Source organism: Streptomyces sp. NPDC019224 (genome assembly GCF_040632605.1).
In the GTDB taxonomy this organism is placed as follows: domain Bacteria; phylum Actinomycetota; class Actinomycetes; order Streptomycetales; family Streptomycetaceae; genus Streptomyces.
On record NZ_JBEYCF010000004.1, the window covers coordinates 62,512 to 79,361 of the forward strand.

At 68.2% G+C, this 16,850-nt stretch carries 8 protein-coding genes, 1 tRNA gene and 1 other RNA gene; 5 read left to right on the top strand and 5 right to left on the bottom strand.

Annotated elements, in window-relative coordinates:
- Positions 1–23 precede the first annotated feature (23 nt).
- The 5 genes from ABZ564_RS04020 to ffs form a co-directional block, all read right to left on the bottom strand.
- Positions 24–1,487 carry a N,N-dimethylformamidase beta subunit family domain-containing protein gene (locus ABZ564_RS04020; RefSeq protein WP_360849020.1) on the bottom strand — a complete coding sequence of 488 codons (1,464 nt, stop codon included), beginning with the start codon at positions 1,485–1,487 and terminating at the stop codon, positions 24–26.
- Between the two features lie 196 nt (positions 1,488–1,683).
- Complete coding sequence (locus tag ABZ564_RS04025; protein WP_360849023.1) at positions 1,684–3,396, bottom strand: hypothetical protein; 1,713 nt, start codon at positions 3,394–3,396, stop codon at positions 1,684–1,686.
- Between the two features lie 241 nt (positions 3,397–3,637).
- Positions 3,638–4,906: a phosphoribosylamine--glycine ligase gene (purD, locus tag ABZ564_RS04030; RefSeq protein WP_360849026.1), complete on the bottom strand. Its 1,269-nt coding sequence runs from the start codon at positions 4,904–4,906 to the stop codon at positions 3,638–3,640.
- A 100-nt stretch (positions 4,907–5,006) separates the two neighbouring features.
- Positions 5,007–7,163 (bottom strand): DNA polymerase III subunit gamma and tau, encoded by a 2,157-nt coding sequence (locus ABZ564_RS04035; protein ID WP_360849029.1) that lies wholly within the window; start codon positions 7,161–7,163, stop codon positions 5,007–5,009.
- Between the two features lie 64 nt (positions 7,164–7,227).
- Positions 7,228–7,324, bottom strand: an RNA gene (ffs, locus tag ABZ564_RS04040) — signal recognition particle sRNA small type.
- A gap of 132 nt (positions 7,325–7,456) precedes the next feature.
- Here ffs and ABZ564_RS04045 point away from each other — a divergent pair.
- The 5 genes from ABZ564_RS04045 (at position 7,457) to ABZ564_RS04065 (ending at position 16,845) form a co-directional block, all read left to right on the top strand.
- Positions 7,457–7,544: transfer RNA gene (locus ABZ564_RS04045), tRNA-Ser, on the top strand.
- Between the two features lie 211 nt (positions 7,545–7,755).
- Positions 7,756–10,932: a helicase-related protein gene (locus ABZ564_RS04050; RefSeq protein WP_360849032.1), complete on the top strand. Its 3,177-nt coding sequence runs from the start codon at positions 7,756–7,758 to the stop codon at positions 10,930–10,932.
- Complete coding sequence (locus ABZ564_RS04055; protein ID WP_360849034.1) at positions 10,929–11,699, top strand: DUF4391 domain-containing protein; 771 nt, start codon at positions 10,929–10,931, stop codon at positions 11,697–11,699. The genes ABZ564_RS04050 and ABZ564_RS04055 overlap by 4 nt, the downstream gene beginning before the upstream one ends.
- 46 nt (positions 11,700–11,745) lie before the next feature.
- Positions 11,746–13,743 carry a site-specific DNA-methyltransferase gene (locus ABZ564_RS04060; protein WP_360849037.1) on the top strand — a complete coding sequence of 666 codons (1,998 nt, stop codon included), beginning with the start codon at positions 11,746–11,748 and terminating at the stop codon, positions 13,741–13,743.
- Entirely contained in the window at positions 13,744–16,845 is a 3,102-nt protein-coding gene (locus ABZ564_RS04065; protein ID WP_360849040.1) for a DEAD/DEAH box helicase family protein, read from the top strand.
- Positions 16,846–16,850 lie beyond the last annotated feature (5 nt).

Consider the following 16,850-nt stretch of genomic DNA (forward strand, 5'->3'; position numbering starts at 1 on the left):
GAGCAACGGGGGACGTCCGTGGCTCAGGCGCGCTTGCAGATCCGGTCGAGGAGGTTGGCGGTGGCCTTCTGGATGCGGGGGTCCACATGTCCGGGGCGGTCCAGGGCCGGGGACCAGGCGAAGGTACCCGAGGCGAAGACGAGCGCGCCGGACGGGGCCCGGTACAGGGAGGTCTCCTGGTGTCGCATCACGCCTTCGCCGTCCTGGTACGGGGAGTGGGCGAGCAGGATGCGGTTGTCGTGTTCGGGCAGCGTGGTGCGCGGGAAGTAGCGGTCGGCCTCGCCCGCCACCAGGCCGTCGATCTCGTCGCCCTCGCCGGCGCCCGTCGCGTCCCACAGCCAGTGCTCCGCGTTCCGCACGACCAGGGGGTGGGGTTCGGGGACCCGGCCCGCGTACTGGATGCCCAGCAACTGCTGCTCGGGGCGGTCGATCTCGCGCCAGAGCGCGGGCTTGCCGGGTCCTTGGCGTTTGCGGCAGGTGAGCAGCCGGTCCGGCACCCCGGACGCCGAAGGTCCCAGGCTGACCTGCCAGTACATGGTGTTGGCGGAGAGGTAGACCAGGGAGGTTCCGTGCTCGCGGGCGCGCTCGGCGGCACGCCGCATCGGCACCGACCAGTACTCGTCGTGGCCCGGGAAGACCAGGCCCCGGTAGCGGGTGGGGTCGACCCGGCCGGCGTGCAGGTCGCGGGTGTCGGCGTAGGCGAGGTCGTAGCCGTAGCGCTCGGCCCAGCGGATGAAGTCGTACGCGTGCCCGACGTGCAGCGGGAGGCCCGCCCCCGCGTAGGGGCGGTCGAAGGAGACGGTGACCGCCGCGTCCTCCTCCCCCAGCAGTCGGCCCTCCTCGTCCCAGGCGTGGTAGAGACTGGCGCCGGTCCGGCCGTCCTCCGGATAGAGGTTGTACGCCTGCCAGGTGACGTCCGGGAGGACGAGCAGCAGGTCGGCCGGGTGGTCGTCGCGGATCGTGAACGGGATGTGGGAGCGGTGGCCGTCCACCGTGGTGAGCACGGCGACGTACGCCCCGATCGACCAGTAGCTGGGGATCTGCAGCCGCCAGGACAGCCACCAGTGGTGGCAGGAGACCGTGCGGTCGGCGGTGAGGGGGGCCGGCTGGACGATGCCCGAAAGCCGGGGGCTCGTGGTGATCTTCGAGGCGCCGTCGCCCCCGTAGTGGCCGATCCGGTAGACGTCCACGGAGAACTGCTGGGGCGGGTCCACCGTGATGTGGAAGTCGATCGCCTCACCGGGGGCCGCGGCGCCGGTGGAGGTGAAGCCCTTGATCTGCCGGCGCACGTCGTCCGCGGTGCGGGTGCCACCGTCCGTGGAGCCGCGGGACAGGGTGGGGTCCGCGTACCAGGGCACGACCTGGCCGGTGTCGTCGAAGTAGTTCTCGCTGCCGCGCAGCCAGGGCAGCGGCCCCTGGCCGAAAGGGTCGGTCACGGCATGCGCCAGGGCACCCGATTCCCACCGACGGATCTGTTCCGCCCCCATCACGCTCCCCCTCCCTCAGGCCCCCGGATCAACAGTGGTGCGCCGACAGTCAGCGCCGTTCCCCAGCACATCACATAACGCACGCACTCCGTCACCGTTCGTCGTGAATTGACGTGAACGGAACCTGACGCTCCGGTTATGCGGTTGTTCTCGGCCATCCCGTCCGCCGCCCGTCTCTGTCGGCGGGGGGCCTGTTTCAGACGAGACGGACGGGCTTGTCGGTGCGTACGCCGACCGAGGCGAGCCAGGACCGCAGCGGCCCCGCGTCGCCGTCCTCGATCAGGCTGAGGACCGGGCTGCCGAGGTCCGCCCGGCGCTCCCCGTCGACCAGGAGTGTGGGCCCGTCGAGCCAGTCGAGGCCGGGCGCGGCCCCCGCCGTGTCCACGGCAGCGCAGCAGACCATCGCCGCGACGTGGTCGGCGAGCAGTTCCGTGCCCGTACGGGGCGGCTGGAGCGGGAAGAGCGGGAGCGGGTCGGGGCCCCACAGGGCGAGAAGGTCGTCGCCGGAGACGGGAACGGCTTCGGCGGAGCCCGCCGCGCCGGGGCCGCCCGGGGCGCCCGCACCGCCCTGTCCGGCGGCGCCCGCTCCCTGGCCCCGCTCCTGCGCCTCGGCCTCCTCGCGGGCCACGGCGGCGCTGATACCGGCCGCCAGCTCCTCGCCGCCCTCCCCCGCCGCCAGGTGCTCGACGACCCGGGCCAGGGTGGGCACCCCGCCGAGAGCCGTGGCGGGCGGGACTCCCATGGCGTCCAGGACGCGGTGCAGCCGGGCCGCCTCCGAGCGCCACTTCCGGTCGACCACCTCGTCCGGATACTGCTGCCAGTCCACCGGGGCCCAGTCGGGGCCCGTCTCGGCGGGGCCGCCGTGGAAGAGCCGCGCCGCCAGCAGGGACGCCGCCTCGTCGGCCGCGCCCGGCTCCTCCAGGAGGTCGCAGGCGGGCCGCTCCCCGAGCCGGGAGGCGTACCCCTCGGCCAGCCGGTCGCGGCGGGAGAGCTCGGTGAGGGCGGAGACGACGCCGGCGTCCAGCTGCGAGGGCCAGCGGCCCATCCGCCAGGCGGGCAGCGCGACCCGGGTGAGCAGCCGGTCCCAGCCGGCGTAGGCGAGACCGACCTGCTCCTGCGCGACGATCCGCAGCCCGTAGTCCACCGCCTGGGCGCGGGTCGACGCGGCGGCGGCGACCCCCCGTTCCATCTCGGCGGCATGGCCGCGACAGCTGCGCAGCAGTATCCGGGCGATCCGGCCGACGAAGGCGCGCGGCAGCCGCAGGGCCCTGCGCACCGGCCCCCGGGCGGGGACGGAAGCGTCGGCGACCGCCCCGTCGAGTCCCCGGACGAAGCGCCGGGCGGCGGCTATGTCGGGCTGGGCGGAGGCGCTGGTGCCCGCGACGACCGGGGCGAGCACCGCGCGCAGCTCGGCGACCCGCATCCACCACAGGAACGGGGAACCGATGACCAGTACGGGGGCCACCCCGGCCCGGCGGGCGGGGCCGCCGGCCGCCGGGTGGGTACGGTCCTCGAGCCAGCTGTCGCAGTCGGGCGTGAGCGCTATGGCCGAGGGCGCGGGCACCCCGAGCCGGTCCGCCAGCTCGCGGACCAGGCGGTAGAGGTCGGGCGCCGCCGCCTCGCTGAGCGGGACGGTCGGGCTGACCGCCGGCTTCGCCCGGGCGACCGCGGCCGCGACGGCCGCCGCGATCAGCAGGACCACGACCGCGCAGGCGGTCACGGCCCAGCGCGCCGCGTCCCAGCCGCCGCCGTCGGCGAAGCCCTGCGCGCCGGCGGCGAACAGCACCACGGCCAGCGCGGCGGGCAGCAGCGCGACTGCCGTCGCCCTGCCGCGGATGCGCAGCAACGCGAGCGCCCGGGCCCGCGCTGCCCACGCACCCGGCTCATCACCCGTACCGGTACCGGACACGGCTGGACCTCACCCCCTCTGCCCCCACGGCGGTGTTGCTCACTCCCCCACTGTGGCACCCGCCACTGACATCGCAATGCCGGTGAGCCAAGTGCCGGAACGCTTGCGCCGCACCCTAGTTGGGGGTGCGGCGGGCGTCATCCGGATGGCTCAGCCGTCACTCGATGGAATGGCTTTGGGCAAAGGTGTTGAGGGGCAGGGGGTCGGCGGGGTACGGGCCGGTCCCCCGCACACGCCGGGCTCAGCCCCGCGCGGTCGCCGCTTCCTCTGCGGCCTTCTTCGCGATGTCCGTACGGAGCTGGGAGCCGTCGAGCCGGATCCTGGCAGCCGCCGCGTAGGCGCGCTCACGGGCGCCCGCGAGGTCCTCGGCCGTCGCCGTCACGGAGAGCACGCGGCCGCCCGCGCTGACGACCGTGTCGCCCTCGCGCCGGGTGCCGGCGTGCAGCACGTACGCGTGCGGGGCGTCCTGCGCGGCGACCTCGTCGAGCCCCTCGATCGGGTCACCCGTGCGCGGGGCGCCCGGGTAGTTGTGCGAGGCGATGACCACCGTGACGGCCGCGTCGTCGCGCCACTTCAGCGGCGGCAGCTGGTCCAGGGTGCCGTTCGCGGCCCCGAGCAGCACACCGGCCAGCGGCGTCCGCAGGCGCGCCAGGACCACCTGGGTCTCCGGGTCGCCGAACCGGGCGTTGAACTCGATGACCCGTACGCCGCGCGAGGTGATCGCGAGGCCCGCGTACAGCAGACCCGAGAACGGGGTACCGCGCCGGCGCAGTTCGTCGACGGTCGGCTGGAGGACCGACTGCATGACCTCGTCGACCAGCTTGGGGTCGGCCCACGGCAGCGGGGAGTACGCGCCCATGCCGCCGGTGTTCGGCCCCTCATCGCCGTCGAGGGCGCGCTTGAAGTCCTGGGCGGGCTGGAGCGGCAGCACGGTGGTGCCGTCGGTGATCGCGAAGAGGCTCACCTCGGGGCCGTCGAGGAACTCCTCGATGACCACCCGGTCGCAGGCCAGCGCGTGCGCGCGGGCCGCCTCGACGTCATCGGTGACGACGACGCCCTTGCCGGCGGCCAGACCGTCGTCCTTGACCACGTACGGCGCACCGAACGCGTCGAGAGCGGTGTCGATCTCGGCGGGCGTGGTGCACACGTAGCTGCGGGCGGTCGGTACGCCCGCGCCGGCCATGACGTCCTTGGCGAACGCCTTCGAGCCCTCCAGCTGGGCGGCCGCGCCGGACGGGCCGAAGCACGGGATGCCGGCGGCACGCACCGCGTCGGCGACCCCGGCGACGAGCGGCGCCTCCGGGCCGACGACCACCAGCCCGGCGCCCAGCTCGGTGGCGAGACGCGCGACGGCATCGCCGTCGAGGGCGTCGACCGGGTGCAGTTCGGCCACCTCTGCGATGCCGGCGTTGCCGGGAGCGCAGTACAGATCGGTGACGTCGGGGTCGAGGGACAGAGAGCGGCACAGGGCGTGTTCGCGGGCGCCGCCGCCGATGACGAGGACCTTCACGGGGTGCAGCCTAGCCGCCGGGGCGCGGCGCCCTTGACGGGCGCCGGTACGTGGACAGGGCGGCGACCGGTGTACCGGCCCGCGTCCGGCCCCGGCGGGGCTACTCGTTCGTGAACTCCTCGACCACCGTGGCGCCCAGCTCGCGGACGATCAGCTCGTGGCCGGAGAGTGCGGAGTCGACGAGGTCCGGGTCGTCGGCCTCCGGGATGTCGTCCTCCGGGGCGACCGGCCTGGGCGGCTCGGGGACCGCGTGCGGGGCTCCGGCCGGGGACCCGGCGCCGCTCGGCCGCTGCGGGGAGGGGGCCGGGGCGGGCCGCGGCTCGTAAGCCTGCGGCTCGGGGGCCGCCGGGCGCTGCGGGACGGGCGGCGGAGTGTACGGGCGCTGGCCGCCGCCCGCCGGCGGCTGCGGGGGCTGTCCGGCGCCGCCCGAGGGGTCGACGATCGCCTCGATCTTCCACTGGGCGTTGAACTGCTCGGCCAGCGCCTGCCTCAGCACCTCCTCGCTGCCGCTGCTCGCGAAGTTGTCCCGCGCACCGGCGTTGAGGAAGCCGATCTGCAGGGTGGCGCCGTCGAACCCGGTGACCTGGGCGTTCTGGCTGAGAAGGATCCACGTGAAACGTCGGCGGTTCTTCACCGCCTCCAGGATGTCGGGCCACATGGTGCGCACCTGGCCGGCGCCCTGCGCCATGCCCGGAGCGGGCTCGGGGGCGGCGGGCACGGGGACGGAAGCGGGCACGCTCCGCGGGGCCGGGCTCGGGGCCGGCGCCCCGCCGGGCGCGGCGGCCGTGGGCCAGCCGCCGGGCCTGCGCCCCTGGTCGGGGGCGGACGCGGCGGCGGGCCAGGCCCCGGGCCGCTGCCCGGCGGCGGGAGCCTCCGCGGGCGGCGGTGCCTGCACGGGGGCGGGGGGCGGTGTCTGCGGAGCGACCGGGGCCGGGGCGGGAACCTGCGGCGCAGGCGCGTCCCCCCGGACCGCGGCGCGCGCGGCGGCGGGCCCGGCCCCGGCGTCCGGCTGCGGGGCGGGGGGGACCGGGGCGTGGGCGAGGGCCTCGGGGCCGGGGACGTACCCCATGGCGGGCCCGGGGCCCGTGGTGGCGAAGGAGGCGCCACGCTCCAGCCGGTCCAGCCGGGCCTGGAGGGAGCGCTCGTCGTCGAAGGCGGCCGGCAGCAGGACCCGGGCGCAGATCAGCTCGACCTGGAGGCGTGGCGAGGTCGCGCCGCGCATCTCCGTAAGCCCCTCGTTGACGAGGTCGGCCGCGCGGCTCAGCTCGGCGGCCCCGAACACGGACGCCTGGGCCTGCATCCGCTCCACGACATCGGCGGGTGCGTCGATCAGCCCCTTCTCGCCGGCGTCCGGCACGGCGGCCAGGATCACCAGGTCGCGCAGCCGCTCCAGCAGGTCGGCGACGAAACGGCGCGGGTCGTTGCCGCCCTCGATGACCCGGTCCACGACCTCGAAGGCCGCCGCCCCGTCCCCCGCCGCGAAGGCGTCCACGATCGAGTCGAGCAGCGAGCCGTCCGTGTAACCGAGCAGCGCCGTCGCCATGGCGTACGTCACACCCTCGTCGCCCGCACCGGCGAGCAGCTGGTCCATGACGGACATCGAGTCGCGCACCGAACCGGCGCCGGCTCGCACGACGAGCGGCAGGACGCCGTCGTCGACGTGGCTCTTCTCCCTGTCGCACACCTCGGCGAGGTAGTCGCGCAGCGTCCCCGGCGGCACGAGCCGGAACGGGTAGTGATGGGTGCGCGACCGGATGGTCCCGATGACCTTCTCGGGCTCCGTGGTCGCGAAGATGAACTTCAGGTGCTCCGGCGGCTCCTCCACCACCTTCAGCAGGGCGTTGAACCCCGCCGACGTCACCATGTGCGCCTCGTCGATGATGTAGATCTTGTAACGACTCGACGCCGGCCCGAAGAACGCCTTCTCCCGCAGATCACGGGCGTCGTCCACGCCACCGTGCGAAGCGGCGTCGATCTCGATCACATCGATGGACCCCGGCCCGTTGCGCGCCAGGTCCTGGCAGGACTGGCACTCGCCGCAGGGTGTGGGCGTGGGCCCCTGCTCGCAGTTCAGACAGCGGGCCAGGATGCGCGCACTCGTCGTCTTGCCGCAGCCCCGCGGGCCGCTGAACAGGTACGCGTGATTGACCCGGTTGTTCCGCAGGGCCTGCTGGAGCGGGTCAGTGACATGCTCCTGACCGATGACCTCGGCGAACGACTCGGGGCGGTAGCGGCGGTACAGCGCAAGGGACGACACACCTACGAGGTTATCGGGGCGGACCGACAACCGGCCCCGCCCGCGCCCCGCACCACCCCGGAAACACAAGGGCCCCCCACGCACCCGCCAGAGCCGACCTACCCTTGCTGCCTTCCGGCCCTGGGGGAGTTCAGTCAGATAGCGCCACGTGAGGGGCTGACGCCCACCTTAACCGATTCCCACCCCCACACGTCCACCTCCCCCGCCCCCTCGACCCCCCTCCGACACCTCCCCGGCCCCTCCCCGAGGAACGGGTTCGCGAGCACTCCCCAACGTCTTGTATTGTTTGCGGCGGAGGATTCGCCTAGTGGCCTAGGGCGCACGCTTGGAAAGCGTGTTGGGGGCAACCCCTCACGAGTTCGAATCTCGTATCCTCCGCCAGTGCCTCACCGGGCACGATGTCGAAGGGCCCCACTGCCTGCAGTGGGGCCCTTCGACGTTGATGGTCTCAGTTCTGGTCTCAGTTATGCAGCGTGGCCAGCTGCGGAAGCTCACAAAGAGGGCCCAGCCAGGCACAACAGCGTCATAGCATCAGGACGGCTCAAGACCCACTCACGGCAGCGGATCCACGTCCACGCGGAGGTTCAGCTTCATGGTGCCCAGCGACGCAGGCAATGCGATCGACCGGTTGCGCAAGCACCTGACCGGCGCCACGCGCGTGGACTCGCTGTCGGAGTCGTTCTCTCTCTTCGTTTACGAGGCGCTCCAGGACGAGCTGACCGACGTCGACCTGCGTCTACTCCTGCACGGCGCCAGCCTGACGGATTTCCCCCTCAACGGGCTCGAGCAGGAAAACCTGAAGCGTGCACGTCTGGATCAGCATCGCATCGCCCGTGCGTTCGCGACCTGGGCCGAGGAGCACCTCCAAACCAGGGCACTCAAGCGGCGCGCTCGCGGCACCTGGACAAGCGTCTCTGGCCCATTCCCCTACGTCGTCGACGGCGCAGGTTTCGAGGCTGAGAGCCTCGGCCTGGTGCCGCCCCAGAGCCTCTACTTCCCCCAGGAGTCCACGGACGCGGACAAGGTGGCGCAGACGGTCGTCAACTTCGAACGGATGTGGCACGACGATGCAACGACCTGCAACGTCCAGCAGGAGTTCCTTGATGCTGCCAGGGCCCTCTTCACGGACAGAGCGCCCGAGTCCGTCTACCTGCGTGTCCTGACCTCCCTGTTCCGAGATTTCATCGAAGAGTCCGGCGAGGAGACCGCCGAGCGTGGCAGGACCGGCTTCTACGACTCCGTCGTGTGGAACAAGCTCTACAAATTCCAGCGTGACGGAGTGCTCGGCGCGATCGAGAAGCTTGAGCGCCACAACGGCTGCGTCATCGCCGACAGCGTGGGCCTGGGAAAGACCTTCGAGGCTCTCGCGGTCATCAAGTACTACGAGCTCCGCAACGACCGCGTCCTCGTTCTAGCACCCAAGCGACTGCGGGAAAACTGGACCATCTACCGCAGCAACGACAACCGCAACCCGCTGGCCGCCGATCGCTTCCACTACGACGTCCTCAATCACACCGACCTCAGCCGCACAGGCGGACAATCCGGGGACATCGACCTGGCCAACATCAACTGGGGCAACTACGACCTCGTCGTGATCGACGAGTCCCATAACTTTCGCAACAACCCACAGGTCAAGGGGCGGATAACGCGGTACCAACGCCTCATGGACGAGGTCTTCAAGAACGGCGTCAAGACCAAGGTCCTCATGCTCAGCGCCACGCCAGTAAATACCCGCCTGGCCGACCTCAAGAACCAGGTCTTGTTCGCGACCGAAGGGGACGACCAGGCCCTGGCCACAGACGGGATCAAGAGCATTGAGGCCACCCTGGCAAAGGCACAGAAGCAATTCAACGAATGGCAGCGCACACCTTCAGCTGCCCGGAGCACGAAGTCCCTGGCCGGCACCCTCGGCATGGACTACATCCGCCTGCTGGACCTGGTGACGATCGCCCGCTCGCGCAAGCACATCCAGAAGTATTACGGCACCAAGGACGTGGGGGAGTTCCCCGAGCGTCTGACCCCGATCAACCTCACCCCGCCCATAGACGCGGCCAACGCCATGATCCCCCTGGAGCAGATCAACCAATCGATCTTGCGCCTGAACCTGGCCGCCTACAAGCCTACTTCCTACGTCAGCGCGAAGCACGAGAACAAGTACGCAGCTCTCTACGACCAGAAGGTACGTACGGGCGGCCATCGCGTGTGGAGGCAGACCGACCGCGAGAACAACGTCGTCCATCTGCTGCGGATAGGGCTTCTCAAGCGCCTGGAGTCCTCAGTCAACTCTCTAGGCGAGACTCTCGGCAAAATCCTCGGCACCATCGACCGTGCTATCGCCAGCGTCGACGCTTACGAGGCGTCTGGAGGCGAGGGGACCTCCATCGACAACTTCGCGGACCTGGACAGCATCGACCTGGATGACCCCCAGTTCGAGGACACCGTCGGCGGCAGCGTCAAGGTGTTCCTCGCCGACATCGACCGGATTAGATGGCGGCAGGAACTCCAACAGGACCGGGACACCGTGGCGACGCTGCTGGCTGAGGTGTACGCGGTCGACGCCACCCGCGACGCCAAACTCGCCCAACTCAAGCAGTTCCTTCGCGAAAAGGCCGAGAACCCCACCAACGGAGATAACCGCAAGGCCTTGGTATTCACCGCGTTCAGCGACACCGCCGAATATCTCTACAAGCATGTGGCCGGCTGGGCCAACAACGAGCTGGGTGTGCACGTCGCGCTGATCACGGGGCAGACCACCCGAACCACGCTCCCGATGCAGCGCACCCACATGATCGACGTGCTCACCGCGTTCTCCCCACGCTCCAAAGGCGGCGACCAGGGTTCCCCACAGATCGACATCGTGATTGCCACCGACACCATCTCCGAAGGCCAGAACCTTCAGGACTGTGACACGGTGATCAACTACGACATCCACTGGAACCCCGTACGCATCGTCCAACGCTTCGGGCGTGTGGACCGCCTGGGCACCACTAACACCAGTGTCCAGCTCGTCAACTTCTGGCCCAATATGGCCCTGGATGCCTACATCAACCTCGAGACACGCGTGTCCAGCCGCATGACCCTCTTGGATGTCTCCGCAACAGGCGAGGAGAACGTCCTGGACGTCACCTCCGGCGACATGAACGACCTGGATTACCGGCGCAAGCAGCTTCAGCAGATGCAGAACGCCGCCCCCACTATGGAAGACCTCGCCGGCGGGCTGAGCATCACCGATCTGACCCTCTCCGACTTCCGTATGGACGCCGCTGCCCGCCCGCATGAAGAGGTCCGGGAGATCACCGGCTGGCCTTTGGCCCTGTTCAGCGTCACCCGTTTCGACAAGACACTGGCAGACGATGGGCTCGCTCCTGGAGCGGTCTTCCTTCTGCGCGTGCGCGACAACGCATTCGCCTTCTCCAAGGCGTACCCGCTGGCCCCGTACGTGCTCGCCTACGTGACCGACGACGGCGAGCTCGCCCACCCCATCGAGGAACCCAAGCTGGCTCTCGACGTCCTGCGCCACCACTGCCTCGGCAGCACTGAACCTGACAGCATCGTCTTGGCAGAGTTCGGCACGGCAACCAGGTCGGGCAGATCCATGAAGCACTACCGCGGTCTGCTGGACGTCGTGGTCCGCGAGGCGTCCGGCAAGACTGCGGAGAGCATGGTGGCCTCCCTGTTCTCCGCAGGCCCTTCTCAGCTCGGAACCGACGCCAGCGCGCCCGGGCTGGAAGCCGTGGATGTGGTCGCCTGGCTGGCGGTCATCCCGTGACCGACACGCCTCACAGCCTCGACGGTGCCGGCCTGCTCGGCTTGCCGGAGGCAGCACGCCAGCAGCACCGAATCACAAAGAAGATGCTCGCCGAACAGTTCGAAGATCAGTCTCCTGCTGATGCACGCCTAGTCACCAAGTCCGTGGCCTCGGCACAGCTCATCGGGATCCTGCGCCCTGAGACCATCCAGGTACCCGAGCACCGGGGCATCGAGCGCACCGTTGTCGATATCCCAGTCTTGGAGGTCGTCCTGACCGACCCAACGACTGCCGCCGACCGCACCCGCGTGACTGAGCTCGTACACCGCAGCATGGCCAAGCCTGTGGTGCTGTTAGCGCTCATGCCAGACGGCGCCACGGCACTCTCATTGGCACTCACCCATGTCAGCCGTACGGACCCTACTCGGTCGACTTCTGTGATCGACGCACACGTCCTGGTGCCAGCCGGGCAGATCGAACCCGGTGCCCTGCAGCTGGATCGGCTCGACCGCACAGACATGTGGGCGCTGTACCGCGACCTCGTACGCACCGCTGCAGCAGACGGACGACCCGCCAGTACAGCCCTAAAAGCAACAGAAGCCATCTCACTGCGTCGAGGGCTGACCGGCCTGGAGGCGGAACTGATCACCGTCGTACGGGACGCCAAACGGGCGAAGAACCAGCAACAGCGTATCGAGCTCAATACGCGGGCACGGACGTTGCGCGCCCAGATCGAACGCGTCAGAGGCACCCTTTACAGTGCCGCCCAGGACCACGGCATCACCTGACCAACGGCGCCCAACTCCCCTCCCCATAGAAGAAAAGACATCACCTGTGACCCTGGAATTTGAACCGCTCGACGACGTGACCGGCCCCGGCGAAGCCAAGTCAAACCTCGACCTGCTGGCCCGTCTCTTTCCCGACGTCGTTGTCGATGGCACCGTCGACATCGACGCTTTGCGTGACCTGCTGGGTGACGATGCCACCCCGAGTTCCGCCGAGGCGTTCGGTCTGCGCTGGCCCGGTATGGCTGCGGCTCGGCGTCTCTCTACCCTTCCGGCGACAGGAACGCTTCTTCCCCAGCACGAAGAGTCCGTCGACTGGGACACCACCCGCAACATCGTGGTCGAGGGGGACAACCTCGAGGTCTTGCGCCTACTGCGCCGCGGGTACACCAACAAGGTCGACGTGATTTACATCGACCCGCCTTACAACACCGGAAGTGACGAATTCGTCTACGCCGACAAGCGGACTACGTCCCGGGCCGAGCACGAGATGGCGGCCGGTCACCGTGATGACGACGGCGTGCTCCAGAGCGGCGAGGGCTCCGACCGTGCCCAGGACCGTAAGGCCGGTGCCTCCAGGCACACCGCATGGCTCTCGATGATGTACCCGCGCCTCCTCGTGGCCCACCATCTACTCAAAGAGACGGGCGTCGTCATCGTTGCCATCGACGACGCGGAACACGCACGTCTCAAGCTCCTTATGGACCGGGTCTTCGGGGCGGAGAACTTCATCGCTAGTGTGACCTGGCAGGGCGGACGTAAGAACGACGCTCATTTCCTCTCCCCGTCCACCGACTACATGCTGATCTACGTCAAGGATATCGGTGCCCTAGCCGACGTGCGATGGCGCGAGCCAAAGCCAGGCATCGATTCGATCCTGGCCGCTGGGAGGAAAGCTTGGGCCGACTCTGGCGAAGATGAACTCGCCGCTACGAAGCTAATGAAGGAATGGTGGAGCAGCCTCGCCCCAGACGATCCACGGCGAGCCTCCGAGCACTACAACCATGTCGACGGGAACAGTGGCCGTCCCGGCAGCGTGTACTTCAGCAGCGATTTGCGCAGCCCCAACCCGCGCCCCAACCTCTGCTACGAAGTTCTCCACCCAGTGACCGGCCAGCCTGCCAATATGCACCCCAACGGCTGGGCGTACGAGCGCACGCGCATGACGCAACTTCTCGCCGAGGGACGCATCAAGTTCGGGAGGGACGAGAAGACCCGCCCCACGCTAAAGCGCTACCTAGACGAGACCAGTACACAGTCAGTGCTGCCCGTCTTCTATACAGACCGACGTGCGGCGTCAAAGCGGCTGGATGCCCTTCTGGGCAAGGGGGTCTTCACTTTCCCCAAGGACGAGACCGTCATCGCTCGGTGGATCGACCTTGTCACGCAATCGAACCCCGATGCACTGGTCCTCGACTTCTTTGCGGGATCGGGCACCACCGGCCACGCCGTCATGGACCTCAACGCTGCAGATGGCGGTAACCGCCGCTACATCCTGGTCCAGCTCGACGAGGCCGTCGACAAGGATGGCTACGCCACGATCGCAGACATCACACGGGAGCGGCTGCGCCGTGCGGGCAAGCAGGTCACCGACAAGCAGGCCCCCGATGCCTCGATCATCGACACCGGCTTCCGGTCGTACCGCCTGGCATCCAGCAACGTGAGGGCCTGGGATGGTACGCCCGACCAGCTCGACCTCCTCGGAGCCGTGGACAATCTCGTCTCCGGGCGCACCACGGACGACCTGCTGGTCGAGATGATGCTGCGCCTGGGCGTGGATCTGACTACGCCGCTGGAGACGCGCGAGGTCGCCGGCAGCACGCTGTACAACCTGTCCGGCACGCTGTTCGCTTACTTCGGCACCGACATCACGGTCGAGCGTGCGAACGAGGTCGCCAAGGTCCTGGTGGCGTGGCGAGACGAAGACCCCGGAGACGCCGACACCACGGTCGTCGTCCGTGACACGGGCTTCGTTGACTCCGCCGCCAAGCTCAACTTCGCCGCTGCCGTCGAGCAGGCCGGCTTCACCACGGTGCGGAGTATCTGAATGAAGTTCTCCTTCGAGTCGGACCTCGACTACCAGCGTCAAGCCATCGACGCGGTTACGGGCCTGTTCAGAGGCCAGGAGGTTATGGCCTCCCAGTTCACCGTGCACGCCCACCCTGCCGCCCATGTTGGCTTCGAAGGGTTCTCCGACCTTGGCTACGGCAACATGCTGCGCTTGGATCCGGAGTCGATCCTGACCAACCTGCACGAGGTGCAGAACCGCACCGGTCTGGCTCCGGAGCCGTCGCTGGACTCGATGAACTTCACCATCGAGATGGAGACCGGCACCGGCAAGACGTATGTCTACCTCCGAACCATCTACGAGCTCAACCAGCTTTACGGGTTCACCAAGTTCATGGTGGTGGTGCCGTCAGTGGCCATCAAGGAGGGCGTCGAAACGTCCATCCAGATGCTGCGCGAGCACTTTGGTGCCCTGTACGGCAACCCGCCGGTGAGCTGTTTCCAGTTCGACGGCGGCCACCCGTCCCGCGTGCGCTCATTCGCGACCTCGCCGAGCATCGAGATCATGATCGTCACGGTTGCGGCGATCAACAAGAAGACCAACAAGATCTACCAGCCAGCCGAAGACCTCGACTTCGAGGTACCCGCTGCCCTGATCCGGGCCACGAACCCGATCATCATCGTCGACGAGCCGCAGAGCGTGTACGGTGACGCCGGCAACAGCAAGAAGAAGGGGGCAGGGCGTAGCGCGTTGGAGGACCTCAACGCTTTGGCCACCCTGCGCTACTCGGCTACCCATCCCAAGGGAGACAAGGCCAACCTTGTCTACCGCCTGGACGCCATCGCCGCCTACGAGAAGCAACTGGTCAAGCAGATCGAGGTCGATTCTCTGATCACCTCTGCCAGCGGGACGACCCCGTACGTCAAGCTGCTCGGAGTAGCGCGGGGCAAAGGTGGAGCGATCACAGCACGCGTCGAGGCCGACGTCGAGCAGGGCAACGAGATCAAGCGCAAGGCCGTCACCGTAGACACCACATCCCGCAACAACCTCGCGGATGTCACCGGCCGGGATCTGTACAAGGACATCACCGTTGTCGCGATCAATGCGGCCCCGGGGCAGGAGAGTATCTCCTTCGACACTGTCGCGCGGCCGTTGAGAGTCAGCGACAGCATCGGCGACGAGGTCAGCATCGGCGAGCGAGCCCGTCAGATGATCGCCCAGACCATCCGGCAACACCTGTTCAAGGAACAGGAGTTCGCGGTCCACGGTCGCGACATAAAGGTGCTCAGCCTGTTCTTTGTCGACTCCGTGGCCAAGTACCGCGAGTACGGCCCCGACGGCGAGGCACTTCTCGGCGAGTACGCACAGATCTTCGAGCAGGAGTACACGCGCATCGCCTCCGAGCCGCAGTTCAACACGCTGCTGGGCGACTCCGCTGCTGACAAGATCGCGAAGGAGGCCCACCAGGGGTACTTCTCCGTGGACCGCCGCAAGGGAGGTGCCGAGGTACTGGTGGATACCAAGGAGACCACCGACAAGGGGCGCCAGCAGGCCGGCTGGGCCTACGAGCAGATCATGCGGGACAAGGTCGGGCTGACCACCCCCGGCACTCCTCTCCGGTTCATCTTCAGCCACTCCGCGCTGCAGGAAGGCTGGGACAACCCCAACGTCTTCCAGATCTGCGTCCTGAGGAATATGGGCACTGAACGATGGAGGCGTCAGTCCATCGGCCGTGGCCTGCGACTGTGCGTGGACGGGTCAGGCAACCGGGTCCACGGCTTTGACATCAACCGCCTCACCGTGATCGCGAACGAGTCCTACGAGGAGTTCGCCGACCGGCTGCAGCGCGAGATGGCCGACGATCTGGGCATCCAGTTCGGCCTCATCACCGTAGACAGCTTCGCGCGCCTGTCCTTCAAGGCGGAGGACGGGACGGTCGTTCCTGTGGGCCCGGCCGCTGCTCAAACGCTGTACCAGGCCCTGTTCTCCGAGGGGTACATCGACGTCAAGGGCAAGGTGCAGGACAACCTGCGCCAGGCCGTGCAGACCGGCGACAAGAACCTCACTAAGCTTGTCAGCGATTCCGTCGAATCCGAGGCCGCAGCCAAGGCAGTGCTCGGACTCATCAAGCGCCTGGCCAAACCTATGGACGTCAAGAAGGCCGGCGAACGCGTCGCGGTGCCCCTCGTCCAGGAACGCCTGGAGAGCCCTGAGTTCCAGGAGTTGTGGGAGCGCATCCAGCACCGCACGGAGTACCGTGTCGAGGTCGATGAAGCCAGCCTGCGTGCAGCGATGGTTAAGGCTCTGCGCGGCATGCTTCCAGTACCCAAGCGTCGCGGAGAGTGGGTCACACACCGTGTGGAACGCATCGACCAGGGCGGCCTGACCGCGGAAGCCGCTGCGGCGCGCCGCGCGGACGTCACCTACGCCGACAGCGAGGACCTGCCCGACATTCTGTCGGTCCTTGCAGACCGTACTCAGCTGACCCGTGCCACGCTCGCTCACGTGCTCACCGAGTCCGGCACCCTCGGGCAGTTCCGGGACAACCCACAGGCATACATCGACCAGGTAGGCCGCCAACTCAACGTCACCAAGGCTGACTTCCAGGTCAAGGGACTGCGCTACGAGCTGGTGGATTCCTCCCGCCCCGAAGCAGACCGTCGGTATGCGCTCAGCCTGCTGCGCGAGGCCGACCTTGCCGGGTACACCGGTCCTGGAGGAAACATCGTCAGCGATGCAGACGGCAACGCGATCTCGTTCGAGCAGAAGTCCGTATACAAGTACCTAGTCGTCGACTCGAACACGGAGAAGGACTTCGCGCTCGCGCTCCTGCAACGATCTGAGGTCAAAACCTTCGTAAAGCTTCCGTCCTCGTTCAAGATCCCGACCCCACTGGGGAGCTACAACCCCGACTGGGCCTTGACCGTTGAACGTACTGATGGCAGCCGCTACATCGTCTTCGAAACCAAGGGCACCAACGAACTCGAGCTGCTCCGCCCCATGGAGCAGGACAAGATTGCATCCGCCAGAATTCACTTCGACACAGTTAAGGACAGAGTCGGGATCAACGACCTCGAGTACGAGGTCGTCAACGGCATCGAGACTGCGACTGCCGTGATGGAACGAGATTCCCAGTCGTAACCTCC

What these genes read in the sequence shown, in the direction of transcription:
- ABZ564_RS04050 (WP_360849032.1), top strand. Translation starts at nt 7,756, where the DNA reads ATGGTGCCCAGCGACGCAGGCAATGCGATCGACCGGTTGCGCAAGCAC.
- ABZ564_RS04020 (WP_360849020.1), bottom strand. Translation starts at nt 1,487, where the DNA reads ATGGGGGCGGAACAGATCCGTCGGTGGGAATCGGGTGCCCTGGCGCAT.
- ABZ564_RS04065 (WP_360849040.1), top strand. Translation starts at nt 13,744, where the DNA reads ATGAAGTTCTCCTTCGAGTCGGACCTCGACTACCAGCGTCAAGCCATC.